The organism is Parabacteroides massiliensis, from assembly GCF_900155425.1.
Taxonomy (GTDB): domain Bacteria; phylum Bacteroidota; class Bacteroidia; order Bacteroidales; family Tannerellaceae; genus Parabacteroides; species Parabacteroides massiliensis.
Map to the genome: position 1 here is coordinate 1,912,247 of NZ_LT700191.1, position 22,196 is coordinate 1,934,442.

A 22,196-nucleotide genomic window follows, 5' to 3' on the forward strand; every position below is an offset into this window, starting at 1 on the left:
ACCAAAAGATCAAGCCAAAAGTAACAGATAGATCATTAGAATCTTCCCCCCGGAGGCGGACCCATCGGGCCACCGTTTCTCGGTCCTCTTCCGCCCGGTCCGGGCACGTCGTTCATGCCGGCTCCTCCTTTAAAGATACTGAAACGGTAGATGAAATGTACCATGAAGTAGCTGCCCAGGGTGTTGTATTCGGAATCTTGTGTATAGCTGGCGGTTACGCTACGGGAGATGTTGCTGCGTTGTTTCAGTATGTCGTATATCTTGAAACGGAGTGTCGCCTGTTTCCCTTTCAGGAATGATTTGGAAGCGGAAGCGTTCCATAGCACTTCGTTTTGTTTGAAACCATCCGAATAACCGGAGTTTGTCGACCAGTTGATGTCGCTTTCCACCTTGAAGTCAAGTGGAAGATAGATCGTAGTCGTTCCGCCCACGCCGTAGTTGAAAGCATTCAGTTCGGTTTGTCCCTGGAGTGAGTTTTGTGTTCCGTTATAACGGATGTTGCCGTTCAACCCGAGGTCCAGGTAGTCGGAACGGAAATCGATGCCGGCGCGTTCCATCAGAACCATGTTCTTGTTCGTATTTTTCTCGTCGTTGATAAAACCGTTATTGTTGGCATATGAAGCCATTGTCATGGAGTTGATCGAAAATTTACGATTCTTGAGCGGAGTGTTGAACAGGACGCGGATGTTCCCGTTGTAGTTCCCGTTCACGTTGTCGTAGGTCGTCATCTTCTTACCGGTGTTACCGACATAGACGGACTTGTTGACAATATCGTTGATCACATAGTCGAAATTCAACATCACCATCAGAGCTGTTTGTTTTTCCGGCACAAATTTCTGGAAACGGACGAAGAGATCGTTCGTATAAGTCGGTTTCAAGTCCGGATTACCCATTGTCGTGTTCAGCGGGTCCGAGATGTCGGCCACAGGTTGCAGTTGTGTCATGCTGGGCTGGCTGGTACGTCCGCGATAGTTGATGCGGAGGTTCGTGCGTTTGTTGAATTTGTAGTTGAAACGGACCATTGGCGACAGGTTTACCACATTGCGTGACAGTTTGGAGAGAACCGTGTCACCCACGAAGTTCTCGCTCGTACTGTGAGACGGGTCTACCGTCAAACCGATCGTATAATCATATTTTGCCCGTACAGCTTTGAAGGCAAGGCTGACTTGTTGGTTGATGAAATTGTTCCGGTAGCTCTTGCTGTAAGCTGTGTCCAACAGGTTGTAATCTTCGCTTCCCTCTTCACGGGTGTATGAATTTTTCAGGGATTCTTGTCTGTTTTGCCGGATACTATAGGTCGCCTGGATGAAGTTGTTGTGCCCGATCGGTTCTACCCAAGATAAATAAGCCCGGTAGTTGAACCCTTTGTTGTCGTAACGGAAACGCTGATCCACCAGCTCGTTGTTCATCCCGTCCACCATCATCAGGTATTCGGTATTCGAATAGTTCAATCCTTTATTATAGGAATCGCTCAATCCTCCCGATAGAGAGCCGCTGAAAACACGCCCTTCGCTGTTCAGTCTACGGCTGAATTCCAGTTGGGCGTTGAGCTTGTATCCGCTTCCGTCAGAGAGGTAATCGGATTCGCCGATGTTGACCGTGTCGCGATTCCCGCTCAGTGTGTTGAAGGTACTTCCTTCGCGGCTGTGGCTGTCGCTATAGCTGAAACTCGGACGGAAGATGATCTGAGTGAGTGAGTCCGGTTTCCATTCCATACGAAGGTCGGCGGCCACATTGTCGCTACGTGTATTGCTGTTGTTGTTCTCGTTGTAGAAAGAGGTGCTGTCGCCCGGTAGGATATTCTGGCGGTTGCTCTTGCTGATCGCATCGTTGTCGGAATGAGAATAACGGAGGTTACCCCCGATCGTCAACTTCGGATTAAATTCCTTACTGAAGTTCAGCCCTATATTTCCGGATGTCGTGATCCCGTTGCCGGCTCCTCCGCTTCGGCGTCCACGCGGCCCGCCCATTCCGGAGAACATGCTGGAGGCAAGATCCGAGAATCCCATATTGTTTGTGTTGTTAATGCCTCCCATCAATGTCAACTGGTCGTTGTTGATGAAGCGGTTCACCATGAAATTCCCCTCATACCGGTCTTCACTGCCGTAACCGGCAAAAGCGTTACCGAACCAGCCTTGTTTCATTCCGGGCTTGACGGTCAGGTTGATGACGGTTTCCTCTTCCCCGTCGTCAAATCCGGTCATCTTGGCCATATCGCTCAGTTTATCCAATACTTGTACTTTGTCGATCATTTTCGATGGCAGGTTCTTGGAAGCGACTTTCGGGTCGTCGGAGAAGAACTCTTTTCCGTCGATCAGTACCTTTTTGATCTCTTTTCCGTTGACTGTGATTTTCCCTTCGCTGCTCACTTCCACTCCTGGCATTTTTTTCAGTAAGTCTTCCAGCATGGAACCTTCCGTGGTTTTATAGGAATCGGCATTGTACTCCATCGTATCGTTGCGCACTGTTACTTCCGGAGCTTTTCCGATCACGACAGCTTCGCCCAGTTGGATTGCCCCGTCGGCAAGCGTGAGTTTGCCTAACTTGACCGGATTGGTCTTCCCCGTAACACGCAAAGGTTGATAAAGCGGATCGAATCCGACAAACGACACGTGCAGTAAATAGCTGCCGTTCTTAATGTCTTTGAAAATGAAACCTCCATCGCGTGATGTGGCAACACCTCCGATCATGGAACTGTCTTTGACACTTAACAAACGGACCGTAGCCTGTTCGATTGGTTCATTAGTTCCCTCCTCAATCACCGTTCCGGTGATGTCTACGCCTTTTTGTGCATATGCAGGCATAGTCAACAGAATTAAAAACAGAATAAAAAAATACCTTCCCGATTTCATAACTTTTGTTTTATCTTATCTGATATTAAGTACGAAAAAGTAGACACGGAAGTTTTCTGTTAGTTTAATAGGACTTGGCTTGATTTTGATTTATTAACAAATATCCGGTGTTTGGCAGATTGACAATACGTCTTTAGCCCAAAATGTTTATTAGAAGAGGCAGGTAATCTTTCAATTTGATGCGGAGTATCTTAAGAGCCTGCGATATCCTGTATTCGACGGTTTTTACCGATATTCCGAGCTTTTCGGCAATCTGTACATTTGTTTTTTCTCCGAAACGGCTCAGTGTGAATGTTTCCCGGTAGGTTTCCGGCAGGTTTTCTATCGCTTTGTGTATATTGTCCGTCAGTTCGTTCACGAAATAGTAGTCCGGATCTTCAAACTGGTCTTTTATTTTTTCATATATCTGGTTATGAATACGTTCGTGATACTGGTTTTTCCTGATCGCATTGAGGCAACGATGCTTGGTGGAGATAAACAGGTAAGATTTCAAAGACGTCTCAATCACAAGATTTTCCCGTGCCTCCCAAAGTGAAAGCATCAATTCCTGCACAAGTTCTTCAGAATCATCATCGGAAATATACTGAGACGCATATTCGCAAAGGGGGGAATAATACTTGATAAACAGTTGTCTATAAGCATCCTTATCCCCTTGTTGTAGTAAGGTGATTAAGCTATTATCATCTACACACATTCCTTTTAGATTTTTTATCTCTTTGCGCAAAGATAGAAATAATAAAATCATTTTTTATGAAAAAAACTGTATTTTCTGTTTAGGGTATGGTCTATACAGTTGTGTCGTATATATAGAATGGAAATCGAAAAAGGACATATAAGCGGAATAAATCCGGATACGACTTTGCTCTTCAAATATTTTAGCGGTATGACGACTGAAGAGGAAGGAAAGCGTGTGGAGGATTGGATGCGGATTTCGGAAGAGAATGAAAAAACCGTATTGCAGACAGCTCGTATTTTTCATGCCTCTCAAACGAGTGAACGAATCCTTTCCAGAAATTCTGTTGAGGCTTACAAGAAGGTTCAGAAGCGTATAGATAAACGGAATAAAAGAATAAGGTTATACCGGATTTCTATAGCCGCGGCTTGCTTTGTCGGACTTTTGGTCATGTCGACTGCCATTTCATTTTTGTTGCGGAAGTCTTCCGTTTTGGCTCCGCAGCAAATAACGGTCTGTGCAAATAGAGGCGTGCGGACATGTCTTGATTTGCCGGATGGTTCGATAGCTTATTTGAATTCAGGCAGTACGTTATCTTATCCTTCCTCATATACTGAAAAAGAAAGGAAGGTGACGCTTGTCGGTGAGGCTTATTTTTCAGTGAAACATGATCCGGAACATCCGTTCATCGTGAGCGTGTCTGATGATCGTTTGAAAGTGAAGGTTCTCGGAACAGAATTTAATGTTCAGGCTTATGAGAAGGAGGAAGTCGTACAAACGACCTTGGTTTCCGGTGCTGTTAATATAATAATGAAAGAGGATGCCGGAAAAACAAGTGAAAGACATTTGTATCCGTCGGAAAAAGCGGTTTATGATTTAAATGATAAGACCTTGGAGGTCATGAATGTTGATGTTGAAGGAGAGATTGCCTGGAAAGATGGACGTTTGGTTTTTAAAGAAACTCCTTTGCCTGAAGTTTTGAGGCGTTTGGCTAATTTTTATAATGTCGATTTCAAAGTAACGGATCCGGTGCTTGACTCGTATCGTTTTACCGGGACTTTCAATAATCGGCAGTTACCGCAGATATTGGATTATCTCAGAATTTCTTCACGAATTGATTATTCGATAAAACGGATGGAAAAGGATGACAGTCAATCCGTGCAGCGGGAACAGGTTGTGCTTCGCAAGATGAAATGAAAATATGATGTTTAACTTAAATTTAATGCTTATGGAGTAAATGTATGAGTCATGAAAGAGAGAACGTAGGAAAAGTATAGTGGAACTTTTCCCGTCAAATTAATTAATAATCCGGGAATCCGGATTTAATTTAATCTTAAATCAATAATTACAAGTATGGCAAAAAATAATGATGGCCGATTGGATCACTATGATCCAGTGCCTGATTTTACAAAATCAGGTATTCATCGAGTATTTAATTCTATTTTCTTATCTCTGTTCTTATGCGTCGGAACAGTATTTGCATCAGATTCTTATGCCTCAAATACAATGCTGTCTATTAACGCAGAGAAGAAAAGCATAGCAGAGGTATTGAACGTTATAGAAAATAAGTCGGAGTATCACTTTTTCTATAACAGCAAATTGGTAAATGTCGATCGTAAAGTAACGCTTTCCGTAGATAACCAAGATATCTTTACGGTATTAGACATTCTGTTTAAAAACAGTAATATAGCTTATAGGGTTGTAGATAAGGATATTATTCTGACTGAATCCGCTATTCCTTCAAAAAATGAAAAATACCAAGCAAGCAAACGAATCAAAGGTATAATAAAAGATCAAACAGGCGAACCGGTCATTGGAGCGAATGTCGTGCTCAAGGACAATAATGGAGTCGGTACGATCACAGATATAAACGGGCAGTACAGCTTGGATGTTCCGGACAATGCCGTTTTAGTTATTTCTTATATTGGATATACTTCCATAGAAGTTCCGGTAAAGGGACAATCGGAAATTAATGTGACATTGAAAGAGGATTCCCAAGCAATCGAGGAAGTAGTCGTTGTTGGTTATGGAACTCAAAAAAAGGTGAATTTGGTTGGAGCGGTAGCAGCTGTCAATGTCGATGAAAAAATATCGAGCCGTTCAATCTCCAATGTGTCTTCCGGACTTTCCGGTTTGGTTCCCGGTTTGCAAGTATCCCAAACAACCAGTATGGCAGGTAAGGATGAAGCCTCTTTGATGATCCGTGGTATGGGTACGGTAAACAACACCAGTCCATTGGTCGTTGTCGATGGTATGCCGGATGTCGATATCAACCGTATCAACATGGCGGATGTAGAAAGCATTTCCGTGTTGAAAGATGCGGCTTCTGCTTCTATTTACGGATCTCGTGCTGCTAATGGGGTTATTCTGATAACGACACGTACAGGTAAAAAAGGAAAGACAAGCATCAATTTTACAGGATCTTATGCAATAGAAAAACCTTCTCGTTCTTATGATTTTATGGATGATTACCCACGTGCCCTGACATTGCAACAATTCAGAGCTGCATCGGGAACCAAACGGGAAAGTTACAACTTCAAAGACGGGACGATCGATCAATGGATGGCGTTAGGAATGATCGATCCGTTGCGTTATCCGAATACAGATTGGTTTGACACGTTCATGCGTACCGGAACTCTCCAAAACTATACGCTTTCAGCAACAGGTGGAAATGATAAGTCTAATTTTTACATTTCTATCGGTATGATGGACAAAGAGGGTATTCAGATGAAAAACGATTTTAAACGCTATAATACTCGTTTCAATTATGACTATAATATGTTCAATAATGTGAAAGTGGGTGCTCGTGTTGATGGTAACTGGTCCGAATTCACCTATAGCGGTTATGCCGATGGTATCACAAACAACGATACCAGTGATTCCGGTGGCGGCGATATGCAATATGCTATTGCCGGTGTGACTCCTTATGATCCTGTAACCGGCCGTTATGGTGGTGTTATGGCTTATGGCGAAGATATCCAGGCTTATAACCCGTATGCTTTTTTTGACAGCCGTAACCCGAAACAGACTCGTCAACAATTGAACGGAAGCGTTTATTTGGATTGGAATGTCTTTAAAGGCTTTACGGCTCATGTTGATTATGCTTTGAGCTTTAGCAACTATTTTCAGAAAAGAGCCGATACTCCGACAGGAGCCGCTTATGATTTTCAGACAGGAAAAGATATCGGGCGTTACTATGTGGCCAACAATGTGGGAGTCAGCGATAATAATACGACCAACTACAAGACACAGTTGAACGGTCGTTTACAATATGAGACGACTATTGCGAAAAATCACAATATCGGTGCCATGTTTGTCTATAGCGAAGAGTATTGGCATACTCGTTCGACGGGAGCTTCCCGTAACGACCGTATCCATCCGTCGACCAGTGAGATCAACGCTGCTTTGACAAATGTTCAAAGCAATTCGGGCAGTTCCGCCTCAGAAGGATTGAGATCCTATATCGGCCGTATGAATTACAGTGCATACGACAAATATTTGTTAGAATTCAGTTTTCGTGTCGATGGTTCTTCAAAGTTTGTTAAAGGACACCAGTACGGTTTCTTCCCGACTGTCGCTCTGGGTTGGCGTTTCACAGAAGAAGAGTTTCTGAAGAAATATTTATCCTCATGGTTGTCAAGCGGTAAACTCCGTGCCTCTTGGGGAAAGTTGGGTGACAATTCGGGTGTAGATCGTTTTGAACAATTGGAGACTTTGACAGCAATGAATTATATGTCGAGTGATGTTGTCAAGGGGTTCGTGAACAAGAAGATGATAAACAAAGATCTTTCTTGGGAAGTTTCAACTGATATCAACGTCGGTTTGGATTTGGGTTTCTTGAATAACCGTTTGCGTACGGAAATTGATTTTTACAACCGTTTACGTACCGGCATGAACCGTCCGTCCGAAATGTCCATACACCTGACAGGTGCCTATAGCGCTCCTCGTGCCAATATCGGCGATTTGCTGAATAGAGGTATAGAATTGAACTTGACATGGAAAGATAAAATCGGTAATGTGGAATATTCTGTCAATCTGAACGGGGCTTATAACCGGACTGTCTTGAAAGAGTGGAACGAGTTCCTCAGCCGGGGTTGGGTCTATTTGGATATGCCTTACCATTTCTTGTATATTTATGAAAACAATGGTATAGCACAGACATGGCAGGATATTTATAACAATACGCCTCAGGGATTATCGCCCGGCGATGTGATCCGTAAAGACTTGAACGGCGATGGTATAATCGATGGTAAAGATAAAAAGGCTTATCCGAATATCCAGCGCGACCGCCCGACAACCACTTACGGTATTACCCTGCAAGCTGCTTGGAAAGGATTTGATATATCGATGCTGTTTAACGGAGGTTTGGGACGTAAGGATTTCTGGATTACAGACTTCAATAACACGGCTTTTGCCGACAGACGTTATGCTTCCACTTGGGATCACTGGACCGAACCTTGGTCTTTGGAGAATAGAAGTGGAAAATGGCCGAGATTAGGAACAAGCACGGATAGAAGTGACAACAGTTATTGGCTCTATAACATGAATTATCTTAGAATGAAAAATATCATGTTAGGATATAATCTGCCGCAAAAACTTTTGTCCAAGATATCGATGGCGAATTTGAGGATTTATGCTTCTGCCGAAAATTTGTTTACCGTGACGCAATATCCGGGACTGGATCCTGAAAAGAAGAACAGTTCCCGTGACTTGTATCCGATCAACCGGTCTTTCTCAATCGGTCTTAATGTTAGTTTTTAAACATGAATGGTATGAAAAAAAATGGATTTAAAATATTAACGGTCGCATGTGTTGTCGGAGCAAATCTGACTTTCTCTTCATGCGTTGATAATTTATTGAACCAGACTCCGGCTGGAGAGCTGTCTTCTTCCTTGTATTGGAAGACGGAAAGTGATGCGGAATATGCTATCAATGGCGTTTACAGCCAGGCAAGGGCAATGTTCAACCGTGATTATGTTTTTGACGGAAATACGGAATACCTGAGATTCAGAGGAAATGTCAGTACTTCTCAAGCTACCGGAGACCGTAGTATTGCTTATCGTAGCGGTTCTTATAACAATCCTTCTTCAACGTACGGCAGTGCTTTTGATAATTATTATCGGTATGCTTATGCAACGGTCAACCGTGCCAACTATGCTATCCAGAATATAGAAAAGATGCTTCCCGAAGCAAAGACGGAAGAATCCAAAGCTAAGTTGGAAGCTTTTATTGGCGAAGCCAAGATGTTGAGAGGCATGGCCTACTTCCGCCTGATCTCCATGTGGGGGGATGTTCCCTATTTTGATAAGATAATAGAAAGTAATGATGAGGTCGCTAATATTTCACGTACTTCTATTACGGAAATCAAGCAGCATATTTATGATGATTTTACTTATGCATGGGAAAAACTGCCGGAAAAACCGGTGGCATTAGGACGTTTCACCAAATGGGGCGCTTTGGCATTCCGAGGAAAATTGCAACTTTTCTGGGCTTGTTGGAACCGCACCTCTTGGCCTTGGGACACTCCCGTTTCTCCTGATGGAGGATGGCCTGAACTGGATACGTTCACACCAAGCGCAGCCGAATCGGCACAGGCCTATAAAGATGCAGCTGCCGATTTCAGGAAAGTGATTGAAGAATCGGGCATAAACTTGTTCCGTAACGGTGAACCTGGCGATTGGGGAGAAATGGGAGGATGCGAAGTCTTGCCTAATTATTTCTATCTCTTTTTGCCGACGGCAAATGCAGATCCTGAACTGATGGTCGGCTTTACGCATGGTGGAACCGGAACCGGGCAGGGAGAAGAATTGATGAGAGATTTCGGTACACGTGCGACGGAAGGAAGTCAAGGCTGGGGGCAACCACGTGCTGAATTGGCTAACCGTTACCAATCGACAGTCACCGGTGATTTTTGCGAGAAACTGATCCCGAAGAACCCGACTGATGCGGATGCTCGTACTGCTGTTAATTCTACGTTGAATCCGGAGTCTTATAGAGATCGTGATTATCGAATGAAATCGACATTCTTGTGGGATGGCGAAACAATGGTGACTATGTTAAGCCTGTCATTCGATCAGATTCGAAAATATCAGTATAAGACATTGAAGGGAACAGTAGACGGATATGGCGCTATCAATGCCGATGGAGACCAGACCGGCTACATCATGAGAAAGTTTGTCCGCAATTATGCAGGCCAGGGACGTTCGGATGGAGATTACCATATGCCGGTAATGCGTTTGGCCGATGTCTATTTGATGTATGCGGAAGCTGCAAATGAGGCTTATGGGCCGACTGGTGACGGAGGTCTGGCGCTTGATGTGGTTAACCGGGTTCGACATCGTGGTAATTTGCCTGCTTTAAAGCCTGAGAAATACGCCGATAAATTGACGTTCTTTTATGCCATCGAGCAAGAGAGGATAGTCGAGCTGTTTGCAGAAGGACAGCGTTTCTTCGATCTTCGTCGTTGGCGTTCCATTGAACGGGTGTTCTTGCCGCCGCAGACATCTCCTGGAGTCAGAATGTATGATACACACGGAGCTTTGAGACAGACTGTTTTCAATAATACCTCCTTGTTGAGTTATCAACGAAACTATATCTTCCGGATTCCGCCTTCTGAAAGAAATAAGAATCCGAATTTGACACAGAATACACCATGGTTGTAATTAAAAAATTGGATGATATGAAAAAGATGATTAATAAAATTTGCTTGTTCTTGTTCATTGCCTTGCTTGGCGCTTCATGTGAAGATTTTCCGGTAGATGAAGACGGTTTGCTGATCACGACAAGAACGGAATGTTATGTAAGTAATTTCGATTTGTATGATACGGATCATCAAACGATTAAATTGGGAAATGCCTATGTCGATACGACGGCTCAGGTCGCTATCATGTATGTGAAATTTGGAACCCCTATTAATAATGTCTGGCCGCGTATATCTCTTTGTGAAGATGCGAAACTGGCTCCTAAAATTACGGATTGGATGGATTTCTCAGGTTCTAAAATGAATATGGAATTCATCGAAGGTGATTGGAAGTCCGGAAATCCTTCAACGCAATTAGGCGAGCGCATTGTTAGTAATCCGTCGGCATTTCCTTCAACGGCCAAACGGTTCACTGTTATCGCCGGCAATCGTGAAATCAAAAAGGAATACATATTCCTTATCGTAGAAAGACCATTACAATAATAAAAGAGGAAAAGTATGAAACTGAAATATTATTATTTTGTATTGTTGTCATTTGCTTTAACTTTGGTTGCATGTGATGATGATCCTGTATTATTAAAGGATCCGGTCTCTGCATTAAGCAATGATTGTATCAAACGCAGTCTGCCTATTGCACCCAATATCGTAGGTAATGAAATAGAATTTGCCTATGCGATGGCTATTCCTAACGAACTGGGAAAACTTTCGTCTGCTCAGGTTGTTAGCAGTATTGCCGGTGCTTCCGGTACTTACTTCGATCCAAATTCGTACTATACCAATTCGTCCGGCCAGGATGTCCCGGTAAAAGTATGTTCGGATTCGCAGACAAGCGGAGCGACAACTTCCATAAACTTTACCGTAGATACCTGTGCGGCAACTTTGCGTTACTATTATATTATTCCGGAGGAGGCTCGGGGCAAAGATGTACAGTTCTCATTTTCGGTTAAGGCCAGCAACGGCCAAGTTGCGGAGTACAAATTAGGTCCGTATAAGATTTCAAAAATGGATATGATCAAAAATTTGTCAGTAACTAATGACGAATGCTATCTTTCATTCTCGAATGAAGGAGAGGCCATGCATGTTTATTCAAAAGCTGATTTGCAAGCAGATCCTTCGTTGGCTGCGAAAATTGATATCATGTATGCATACAGTGAAAAATCAGATTTGTCATATGCATTCTACACTGCTTCTTCTCCAAAAGAATATATGGGGGAAGCGGAACTTCCTTCCGGCTTTGCCAATAATACCAAAATGATCAAAATCTATGGTTTGCAAGATCGCCAACTTTCTGATTTGCAATATAGCAAATTTGTTGATGATTTGGATTTTGAGGCGCTTGATATGGCTAAAGGCACAAACTATATTTTGGGATTAAAGGAAGAAGCCGGTGCATGGATTGAGACGGCCGATGGTAAATATAGGGCGTATATTTATATTAACAAGGCTTCTGCTGGAGGAATGACCGTCAGTGCCAAGAGATATAAAATGTAAGTTCTGTTGATTAATTGAGAGATTGTCAGAAGGGTGCGTTTGGCACACTCTTCTGACAACTGATTATTTCGTTCTATTATTAGTCTATTCTATTATATAAACCCCTATATCATGAAACACGACATACGATTTTTATTGATAGTGACTGCGCTTTTGCTGATGACCGGTGCTGGAGTTGCCCAAAAGTTTGTCCATCCCGGAATAGATATGAACCAAGCGGATTTGGAGTATATGCGTAAGCAAGTTCTGGCGGGAGAGCAACCATGGAAAGATGCTTATGAGTTGTTGAAGGAAAAAACGTCATTGGATTTTCAAGTAAAACCTTTTGCTCATGTGATCAGCGGGCCCTATTCCAAACCTGATATTGGGGGGAAGGATTTGTCGCGGTCTGCACGTATGGCGTATAGTTGTGCTGTTTTATGGTATATATCAAGAGAAGACCGTTATGCCGAAATGGTGATCGATATTATAGGGAAGTGGGCCAATACCTTGCGCAGTTTCGATGAAAACAACGCCAAATTGCTTGTAGCATTGACCGGCTATGAGTTTTGTAATGCAGCGGAGATTTTGCGCTATAATTATCCCGGGTGGAAAAAGAAAGATACGGAAAATATGACGCGATTGATGATGTCGGCATTCTATCCGACTGTTCGTTATTATTTCCCTGTTGCTAACGGCAATTGGGATGGAGCGATTATGCACACCTTGCTGGCCATTGCTGTATTTACTGATAATAGAGAATTATTCGATAATGCTGCCTATCATTACTTGCATGCCAATGCGAATGGCAGTCTGATCAAATATGTTTATCCTACCGGGCAATGCCAGGAGACTCGCCGGGATCAGGGACATGTCCAAATGGGGCTTTATGAATTTTCGGGAGCGGCACGTATTGCCTATACGCAGGGTGTAGACCTGTTCAGTGCTGCGGACAACAGGCTGGCATTAGGTTTGGAGTATTCTGCTCGTTTCATCTGTGGCGATTCCGTATATGCTTATGGCGTCCCTTCGCAGCGCGAACGGTTTAAGTATCGCGCCGGGTTTGAGTATTGCATCGATCATTTTACGGCAAAGGGTATCGACATGCCTTACCTGAGAGAATTATGTAGTCGTACCAAAATGGACAATCCGGCGAATGCCCTATGGAAGCTGACAGCATTCCGTGAAGAATTTCGGCAGAAACCATCCGTGCTTGTTGATATTCAGGAGAGCAAGATTGCTTATCATGCGGGTGCGACATTGGAACAGGTTTGTCCGACGGGACAATCTGTAATCGAAGTAAATAACCGCGAAGACCTTCAAGCCGTGTTGAATGCGAATGCAGGGTCGGGGAGAACGCTCTTTTTGCGTGCCGGTGAGTATAGATTGAAACAATCCTTGACCATTCCCTCTGATGTACATATTTGCGGGGAAGGACGGAACACAGTCCTGATTTGTGAACCGACAGTCCGGACTGCCGCTATTTTATTAGGCGATTTGGAGGCGAAAAACATTACGATAGAGAATCTGGTTGTAGATGGCTCCAAAGAACATCAGGAAGCTTATGATCCGAATACCGGACGTTTCTATAGGACCGGGCGTTATAGCAATGAATTGGCAGGGATTTCCATGAGAGGAGAAACGGGGCATGCTTTCGGCAATATTAAATTGAAAAACCTGACTGTGATCAACTTTTCCAGATCCGGCGTTTATATATCGGATGCAGAAGGTGTCGAGATCGACCATTGTGATTTTACGGAAAATGGCGCACATGTCGTTCCCGGGCCAAGACTGCAACATAACCTGATGATCCAACATTCCTCCGGCATTACGATAAAGGATTCGCGATTCGATACCTCCATACGTGGTTGCGGGTTGGTTCTTGATCATTGCAAGTCATTGAAGGTCGAGAACTGCGAAATTGCCAGAAATGGCTGGCATGGCTTGCTGATGGCCGAATGCCATAACGGCAAAATCGAAAATTGTCTGATTGAAGGTAATGACGGATGCGGCTTTATGGGTGAGTATCTGCATGATGGATCCAGCAAGATTCAGATTAAGCATAATACGATCCAGTACAATAATGATTATGGGATCCAAACTTTTGCCATGAAAGAGCCGGACGTGAAAGATAATCTTTATAGATGGAACGGTAAAGAAGAACGGCAGGAATGCATTTCCCCGGAGAAAAAATTGCAGCTGGAACAATTATAATGGACAAATGATGAAAACGATATATAGTATAATTTTAGTTTTGTTTGTCTGCTTGCCGGCTCTGGCGGAGAAACATCCGCATATCCTTGTCAAAGATGAAGACAAAGCGGCTGTGTTGGATAAAATAGAGAAACAGGCTTGGGCGAAACAAATTTTCAATCAGATGAAGGACCGGCTGGATGGCTATGTCGTAAGGCATCAGACTGAGCCGGATTGGATTTTGGACCGCTATTTGATGAACAGGATTCCGGGAAAGCGTTACACCCGTTTTATATCAGATAAGGAGGGTACGCAATTGATCGGTTACGAAGGCGACGCTCCGGTTCCGACAGTACGGGTTTCACCCCATAAACGTTCTCCGATCACACCGCAAGGTCGAGCTTATGTCGTGCCTGAGATAGAGGACGTTGTCCCGAAAGATACGTCTATGACGATGAATTTGTTGAATCCGGGCACTCAGGAATATGAACGGGTGGATCCGCAAGCATTTGTTGCTGCTATTAATGGTAAAATCAATACATTGGCTTATGAGGCTTCTGTCATTTATTGGTTGACAGGAGATGAAAAGTATGCAAAGTTTGCTGCCGATATTTTGAACCAGTGGGTAAGCGGAGTCGTCTATCAGGAACCGATCGATGGTCCGGGACGTACCGGCTTTTTAGATATCCAGACGTTGGGAGATGAAAAGGAGAAGCCGTTGATATTGGCTTATGATTTCTTGTATCCTTATCTGGTAAAATATAAGTATCCTTTAGAAAATTATGACAAGGCTTTTGAAAAGGTCGCTTGGACATTGTCGTTTAGAGGATATGCCGGAAATAACTGGTTTGCAGCAGAGAGTTCGACTCTGGTTGCTGCCGCATTATCATTGAAAGATGCACGGAAAAGAAATTATTATTTGGATTTTTACTTGAATCGGGACACGGTTGTTGAAGGTTGCGGACAACTGAGTTTGCCTTCCGCTGCCAAACTGTGGTTTACACCGGATGGGCATTGGAAAGAACCGGGAGGTTATCATAATTATCCGGTATTGAAGTTAATAGAAGCTGCACTTATGCTTGAAAATAATGGATATCAGATATTTAATCAATATCCGATCTTGTTGAAAGCCTCTTATGTTATGTTGAAATATTCGTTTCCCGACTTGACCGCTTCGGCTTTTGGCGATACGGGGAGGCCGCGTCAGAGCATGGAGTGTCTGGAGAGTGCTATTCTGATGGCTGATAAATATCAATTGCCGATTCTTCCTGATTTATTGAATGCGGCCATGATTTTGGAACAGGCCGGGCAGTATGACCGTTCAAAATCCGGACTGACCGGATTGTTGTGTTATCTGCCTGAATTGCCAAAGGCAAAGAGCATGGAAAATCATCTTTGGAATAGATCGGAAAAATTGGATTTCGCATCTTGCTATCTTCAACGAAATGGAATAGATCCGCAGTATGGGTTGATGTCTGTGGTGCAGGGAGCCACTTATAACCATAATCATTCCAACGGTATGAGCATGGAGTTGTATGGAGCCGGAGCTGTTCAAGGCATCGATCCGGGTAACGGGCCTACTTATGAACACCCGATGCATGTTAATTATTATACGCAATGGGCAGCTCACAACACAGTTGTAGCAGCAGGAGCCTCTACTTCGGTAACACCGTTCAATGGTGGGGGCGGAACGAAAAAAATAGGACAGGTAGAGTTGGTGTCGATGGAACCGTTGGCAGGTGAAAAAGCCATCTCGGACGAGTTTTCATATACATGGACGAAATATAAAGACGGTTCGACGGAAACAAATCAAGATCGGTTGTTATCGATTCTCCGAATTGATGAAAAGCATGGCTTTTATGTGGATTTTTATCGTTCCGATAATGCGGTCAGTAATGATTATCTGTATCATAATATAGGAGACAGTGTGATTCTTTATACACAAGAAGGAAAAATCTTGAAACAAGATGAGGTTCATTCTTATCCTTGTGTCGGGAAGGACCGTCCGGGACTCCGGTATTTCCGTTCGGTACGGACAACCGGGGTCAATGAGAGTGCGGTTGTCGCTTTGTTCTCTGCAAGACAATTAAACACGGGTGCTAGTTTCATGAAGATGTGGATGCCGGCATCGTCCGATGTCTCTTATTTTACGGCCTTGGCACCTGAAGCGAAAACCGCTTCATCTCCTTATCAAGGCAAACCTTCTCTTGTTGTCACGATGCGGAAAGAAAAGCCGGCGGTGAGAGAACCGTTTGTCGCTGTTTATGAACCGGTATCAAAAGACTTATCCGCAGGTTCGATAGTGTCTGTAGAGCGGATAAAATTGAATTCTAAAGGAAAAGAAGGTTGTGCCGTTAAAGTAAATACGAAAGATGGAGATACCTTTACGTTGGTTAATTCATTGAAAGATGGAGCTGTCGTGGTGGAGGATCAGAAATATAATGCTGATTTTGCTATTTTTGCAAAACGGAAAGGAAAAAATATCGTGTATGTAGGAAATGGAGCTTTTTTCGAGAATAAGGAATTCAAGATTGAGTCGGAGAAGCGAGGTGGCTTTTATATGGAATATGATCAAACCTCACTTCTTGTACGGTCTAACTGTCCAATCAAGATACAGGCGAAAAATGGGATGTTGAAAGAACCTTTCTATTTGGCAGGAGGCGAGAGAGTCTTTAAAAATCAATCGTTACGGGAGAGTCATAGTATGCATTCCGATATAGAAAAACTCCGCAAACGTTTTGCTATGCAATTATTGGATGCCCCGGTTTCTGACGAACGGATCAAGACGTTGGTGGAAACCCTTCAACCGGATGGCCGCTGGCCGGGGATAGACTATGTCGATACTACCCGCACGGCTTTCCAGCATGAACGGCATCTCAGCAATATGTTGGCATTAAGTATCGCTTATAAAAAGAAAGGATCTCCTTACAAAGGGAATAAACAGGTAAGAAAAGCCGTTCATCAGGCATTGGCTTTCTGGCTGGAAAATGATTTCATTTGTGAGAATTGGTGGTGGAACCAAATTGGTACGCCTAATACGATGGTGAGCATGCTATTGATACTCGACCGGGATTTGTCTCAGGAAGAATCGGACCGGATGTTGAAAATTGCGGAACGTGGCAATATGAATGCTTCAGGGGCGCGTCCGAGCGGTGATCGCATAAAGATCGCAGGATTGCAAGCGAAAGCGGCTCTTTTCAAAAGAGATGCTCAAGAGGTCGCCATGCTGATGAAAATTATAGAGGGAGAAATAAAATTCTCGACCGGAAGAGGCATGCAACATGATTTTAGCTTCCATCACCGGACGGATTGGGTTAATAACACGCTTTCTTATGGTTCCGGTTATGCCGGGGCTTTTATAGAGTGGGCTTCGAATGTGGCCGATACGGAATTCCGCTTTTCGGAACAGACTGTCCGGTTGCTGATAGACTATTATATAGACGGCATTTGCAAACAGATGGTTTACGGAAGGATTTCTGATCCGGGTATATTGAACCGGGATATTGCTCGGCCGGGTGAGGAAAAGGTTTGGAGTCCTTCCGCTCCGGAGAAATTGAGGACCCTGACCAATTACAGGCAGGCTGAATTGGATAATATCATTTGTTTAAGAAAAGGCGATTCATCTTGTGAGCCGGTTTCTTTTGCCAAGTTTTTTTGGAGAACAGATCATTTTGTATTCCAACGCCCGAATTTTTATACGTCTGTCAGAATGTATTCGACTCGCAATGCCAATATGGAAATGCCGTATAATGGAGAAGGGTTGATGAATCATTTTAGAGGCGACGGAACAAATTATCTTTCTATTCGGGGAGATGAATATAAAAGATTGACGCCTGTTTATGATTGGATGAAGATACCGGGGGCGACAATTGTACAATTGGATAAGATGCCGGGTGAGAGTGAAATACAAAAATGGGGATTGACAGATTATGTCGGAGCGGTTACAGATGGAATGTATGGAGCGGTTGGTTTCGATTTCAAAAGCCCGCACACTGGTTTAGCCGCCAAGAAAGCCTGGTTCTTCTTTGATAAAGCATACGTTTGTTTGGGAACGAACATATCGAGCCGGATGGAAAACCCGGTCCTGACAACTGTCAATCAATGTCTTTTGAACGGAGAGGTGACCGTGAGCGATGCTGATGGCATTCATCTGCAAGAACAGGGGACCCGTACGAAAAAAGAGGTGCGATGGGTGGTTCATGACAAAGTGGGGTATTATTTCCTACAAAAAGAGAATGTCGTCTTATCCAACCAACGTATGGAAGGAAGCTGGAAGATTGCGAACCGGCAGACAACCGTACCGGCTGATATTGTTAGGCAAGATGTCTTCACGCTATCCATCGATCATGGGCAGTCTCCGGATAATGGCGGGTATGCCTATATGGTCATTCCTTCCGTCGATTCGCGATCTGTCGAGAATCGGGTAGAAGAGGAAGGAGCTGTCGTTCTGGCAAATAGCTCGGAGTTGCAAGCAGTCAGACATGATGGATTAAATATGGCTTATGCTGTATTCTACAAAGGAGGAACGCTTCGGATCAACGATAAAATAGCAGTAGAGATAGAATCGCCTGGAATGTTGATGATGAAATATAATGATTCCGGTGAAATACAAATGTTGGCTGTCTCGGATCCGACTCATTTTATGAAGAAACTCCATCTGTCTGTTAATCAGAAAATAGATTGGGCTGCACAAGAAGGCATACAAACGGAGTGGGATAAAGAAAAAGCGTTTACTCGGATCGTTGTAGATTTGCCTCAAGATGAATATGCGGGAAAGAGTGTGATATATAATAAGTAACTTAAATTTGAGAAGTATGAAAACATGTATTTTGGTATGGTTTGTGGCCTTGTTTTGTTGTCATAATGTATCTTTTGCACAGAAAGAATTTGTGGATGCTTCTACGCGTTTATCCGGACATCCTCGGATTCTATTGCAGAAAGGCGAAGAAAAGGCTTTGAAAAAAGTGATAATGAAAGATGCGATATGGAAAGATATACATCAGTCATTATTGGCTGAGGCTGAAGATATTGTAAAATTGCCTGTGAATGAGCGGATAAAGACAGGCAGACGTCTGCTAAGCATATCGAGAGAAAACTTACGCCGTATTTTTATTCTGAGTTATGCGTATAGAATGAGTGGGAAGAGTGAGTTTTTGAAACGGGCGGAAAGCGAAATGTTGAAAGCTGCCTCTTTTTCTGATTGGAACCCTTCTCATTTTCTGGATGTCGGTGAAATGACAATGGCCTTGGCCATCGGATACGATTGGCTCTATCCTCAATTGTCCGTGAAGACAAGAAATGTAATAGAAGAAGCTATTGTTGAAAAAGGGTTGAAACCTTCTTTTGACGAACGATATAATTGGTTCGTCGATGCTGTTCATAATTGGAACCAGGTTTGCCATGCCGGTGTCGCTTATGGTGCATTGGCGGTATGGGAGAAAGAACCGGAGTTGTCCCGTACGGTAATAAATCGGGCAATAAATAAAATATCGATTCCTATGGGACACTATGCTCCTGATGGAGCTTACCCGGAAGGTGTCGGTTACTGGGATTATGGAACGTCTTTCAATGCAATGTTCCTTAGTGCAATAGAAAAAGTGTTTGGAACGGATTACGGCTTGAGCCAGTTGCCTGGCTTTTTGAAAACGGGCGAATATGTATTACATGCCGTAACTCCAAACTTGAAAAACTTCGCATATTCGGATAATGGTTCAATAGCTTTTTTTACACCGACTATGTTCTGGTTCTATGATAAGACAAAAGATGCTTCCATCCTTTATAACCAAGCGCAATTATACAAGAAAGACGGGCAAATGCGTATCAGAAAGGACAGGCTTGCTCCGGCAATGTTGATTTGGGGAGCTTCTGCTTCATTGGTTAATCCCCAAAAGCCATCGCAATTACAATGGCGGGCTCAGGGAGATAACCCCGTTTGCTTTATGCGTTCTTCCTGGGATGATTCGTCTGCCGTTTATGTCGGTGTGAAAATGGGATCTCCGTCTGTTAATCATGGCCATATGGATGTGGGTAGTTTTTGGTTCGAAGCCAATGGCGTCATCTGGGGAAGAGATATGGGGGGAGAGGATTATAACCGATTGGAAACAAGAGGCGTTGATTTGTGGAATATGCAACAGAATTCTCAGCGTTGGGATGTTTACCGCTATAATAATTTTGCGCATAATACATTGTCTTTTAATCGTAAACTCCAGAACGTAAAGGGTAAAGCCCAAATAGATGGATACTCGGACCAGGAAAATAACATGTATGTTATTTCAGATTTGACATCGGTCTATAAGGATCAGGTGAAGAGTGCAAAACGCGCTGTTTCTCTTGTTAATAAAGAATATGTGGTAGTCGAAGATTTGATTGAAGCAACCAAACGTTTTACGATGATGACATGGACGATGCTGACCCCGGCTTCTGCTAAAATCCTATCGGACAATGTAATGCTGCTGGAAAAAGACGGTAAGAAGTTGTATATAAAGGTGGAAGGACCTAAAAAAGTTCGCTGGCATATTTCTCCTGCCCAATCTGAATTTAGCTATGATTCACCTAATTCGGGTATTTCGATTATCGGATTTGATACGGATCTGGAATTGGATGCCAAACAAAGTATCAGAGTTTTCCTTTTACCGGAAGAAAATAAAAATGTCACATATAAATCAGTATTATGAAGATGAAAAAAGCATTCTCTTTTATATGCGTGGGTTTAATGGCTCTTTCTTGTACAGGAGAAAGAGCGAACGATTTGGTCAGCCAGGATTTTGCTTTTGCAGACAAACAACTGCGCTATGCTTTGACAGAAACGGATAGTGTCCGGAATTCTCTGGGTAAAACACCGGAAGAACTGCCATCTCCGCGTAATATACAGGCCGATGGCTCTTTGCGCCTGGTTCGTGCCAGGGATTGGTGTAGTGGTTTTTTTCCGGGTGAACTTTGGTATATGTATGAATATACCAAAGATGATTTTTGGAAAAAGAAGGCAGAGTTTCAAACTGAATTGTTGGAACCTTTAAAATCATATAAGGGTACTCATGATTTGGGCTTTATGCTATATTGCAGTTATGGCAATGGGTACCGTATGGAGCAATCGGATAAGTATAAACAAGTTTTATTGGAAGGGGCGAACTCTTTGGCTTCTCGTTTTAACCCGGTGGTCGGTTGTATTCGTTCTTGGGACCATAATGGGGACAAATGGCAATATCCGGTTATTATAGATAATATGATGAACCTTGAATATCTGTTTTGGGCAACCAAAGTATCAGGTGATTCGACATTCTATAAAATAGCGGTGACTCATGCCGATAATACCATGAAGAATCATTTTAGAAAAGATTACAGTTCTTATCATGTGATTGACTATGATACGATAACCGGTGATGTCCGAAACAAACATACCCATCAGGGATATGCCCATGAGTCTGCTTGGGCACGCGGGCAAGCGTGGGGTTTGTATGGCTATACGATGTGTTATCGGGAGACCGGAGACAAGCGATATTTGAATCAGGCAGAAGCGATCGCCTCTTTTATCTTTAATCATCCCAATCTCCCATCGGATTTAATTCCTTATTGGGACTATAATGATCCGGAGATTCCTGCTTCTCCCAGGGATGTATCGGCTGCTGCTATAGCTGCGTCTGCTTTGTATGAATTGTCGACTTATTCAGATAAGGGAACGCAATACAAAAAATGGGCTGATACCATTTTGAAAAACCTGACGGAATCATATAGGGTTCCCCTGAATCAGATGCATGGTTTTTTATTGCGCTCAAGTACCGGTCATAAACCAGCTGGAACAGAGATAGATGTCCCAATCGTTTATGCTGATTACTATTTTTTGGAAGCACTGATCCGGAAAAGAAATTTGGAAAACGATTGAGAAGAATGATTCCTAATATGCCAAAACGGTATGTTTTGTTATGCGATCAAGCTGCTTTTCTTGGATAAACAGCTTGATTAACTTCTCCAGATCCGGATGTAAGAACATGGGAGACCCGGGTGTAGGAAGCGTGTAGACCCGGGTCTTCGCAAAGTCCCGATGGGGGTGTGGGGGTGTTTATCTGCCATGTTCGGAGAGATTTATTGCTTGTTTCTGCGTCAAAAGAAGCTCATATCGGTAAATGCTTGTTTTTGTCTGAATAGATGTAAACTGTTTATTATCAATAATGTAAAAGAATTGGTGGGTTGTGAGTATGATAGTCGTATGATAGTTGAATGATAGTTGAAAACATGAACTATCATGCTTTAATGCGCTGAAATATAGTCTGTTAATGTTGGATATGATGGTATGATAGTTGTATTGCCAAAC

11 protein-coding genes are annotated in these 22,196 nt (G+C 43.2%); 9 read left to right on the forward strand and 2 right to left on the reverse strand.

Features of this window, described 5'->3' with window-relative positions; genetic code table 11:
• Positions 1-35 precede the first annotated feature (35 nt).
• Together BQ9893_RS18705 and BQ9893_RS18710 are read right to left on the reverse strand one after the other, a co-directional pair.
• Positions 36-2,852 (reverse strand): outer membrane beta-barrel protein, encoded by a 2,817-nt coding sequence (locus BQ9893_RS18705; protein WP_075967319.1) that lies wholly within the window; start codon positions 2,850-2,852, stop codon positions 36-38.
• Between the two features lie 133 nt (positions 2,853-2,985).
• Complete coding sequence (locus tag BQ9893_RS18710) at positions 2,986-3,546, reverse strand: RNA polymerase sigma-70 factor (protein ID WP_081415492.1); 561 nt, start codon at positions 3,544-3,546, stop codon at positions 2,986-2,988.
• A 117-nt stretch (positions 3,547-3,663) separates the two neighbouring features.
• Between BQ9893_RS18710 and BQ9893_RS18715 the strand changes: the two genes are divergently transcribed.
• The 9 genes from BQ9893_RS18715 to BQ9893_RS18755 all read left to right on the forward strand — a co-directional run bounded on the left by BQ9893_RS18715 (position 3,664) and on the right by BQ9893_RS18755 (position 21,767).
• Complete coding sequence (locus BQ9893_RS18715) at positions 3,664-4,722, forward strand: FecR family protein (protein WP_075967470.1); 1,059 nt, start codon at positions 3,664-3,666, stop codon at positions 4,720-4,722.
• A gap of 309 nt (positions 4,723-5,031) precedes the next feature.
• Positions 5,032-8,286 (forward strand): TonB-dependent receptor, encoded by a 3,255-nt coding sequence (locus tag BQ9893_RS18720; protein WP_244155197.1) that lies wholly within the window; start codon positions 5,032-5,034, stop codon positions 8,284-8,286.
• A gap of 11 nt (positions 8,287-8,297) precedes the next feature.
• Positions 8,298-10,187 (forward strand): RagB/SusD family nutrient uptake outer membrane protein, encoded by a 1,890-nt coding sequence (locus BQ9893_RS18725; RefSeq protein WP_075967322.1) that lies wholly within the window; start codon positions 8,298-8,300, stop codon positions 10,185-10,187.
• A gap of 17 nt (positions 10,188-10,204) precedes the next feature.
• The gene (locus BQ9893_RS18730) at positions 10,205-10,708 is read left to right on the forward strand and encodes a hypothetical protein (protein ID WP_075967471.1); all 504 of its coding nucleotides are present in this window, start codon (positions 10,205-10,207) and stop codon (positions 10,706-10,708) included.
• Between the two features lie 15 nt (positions 10,709-10,723).
• A complete protein-coding gene (locus BQ9893_RS18735) occupies positions 10,724-11,716 on the forward strand; it encodes a DUF4466 family protein (protein ID WP_075967323.1) in 993 nt (330 codons plus the stop codon).
• Between the two features lie 111 nt (positions 11,717-11,827).
• Positions 11,828-13,909 carry a right-handed parallel beta-helix repeat-containing protein gene (locus tag BQ9893_RS18740; RefSeq protein ID WP_075967324.1) on the forward strand — a complete coding sequence of 694 codons (2,082 nt, stop codon included), beginning with the start codon at positions 11,828-11,830 and terminating at the stop codon, positions 13,907-13,909.
• A gap of 7 nt (positions 13,910-13,916) precedes the next feature.
• Positions 13,917-18,686, forward strand: a complete 4,770-nt coding sequence (locus tag BQ9893_RS22275; protein ID WP_244155198.1) for a polysaccharide lyase family 8 super-sandwich domain-containing protein — start codon at positions 13,917-13,919, stop codon at positions 18,684-18,686.
• 16 nt (positions 18,687-18,702) lie between these two features.
• The gene (locus tag BQ9893_RS18750; protein ID WP_075967325.1) at positions 18,703-20,562 is read left to right on the forward strand and encodes a heparinase II/III domain-containing protein; all 1,860 of its coding nucleotides are present in this window, start codon (positions 18,703-18,705) and stop codon (positions 20,560-20,562) included.
• Positions 20,559-21,767 (forward strand): glycoside hydrolase family 88 protein, encoded by a 1,209-nt coding sequence (locus tag BQ9893_RS18755; protein ID WP_075967326.1) that lies wholly within the window; start codon positions 20,559-20,561, stop codon positions 21,765-21,767. Before BQ9893_RS18750 ends, BQ9893_RS18755 begins: the two co-directional genes overlap by 4 nt.
• Positions 21,768-22,196: the final 429 nt, after the last annotated feature.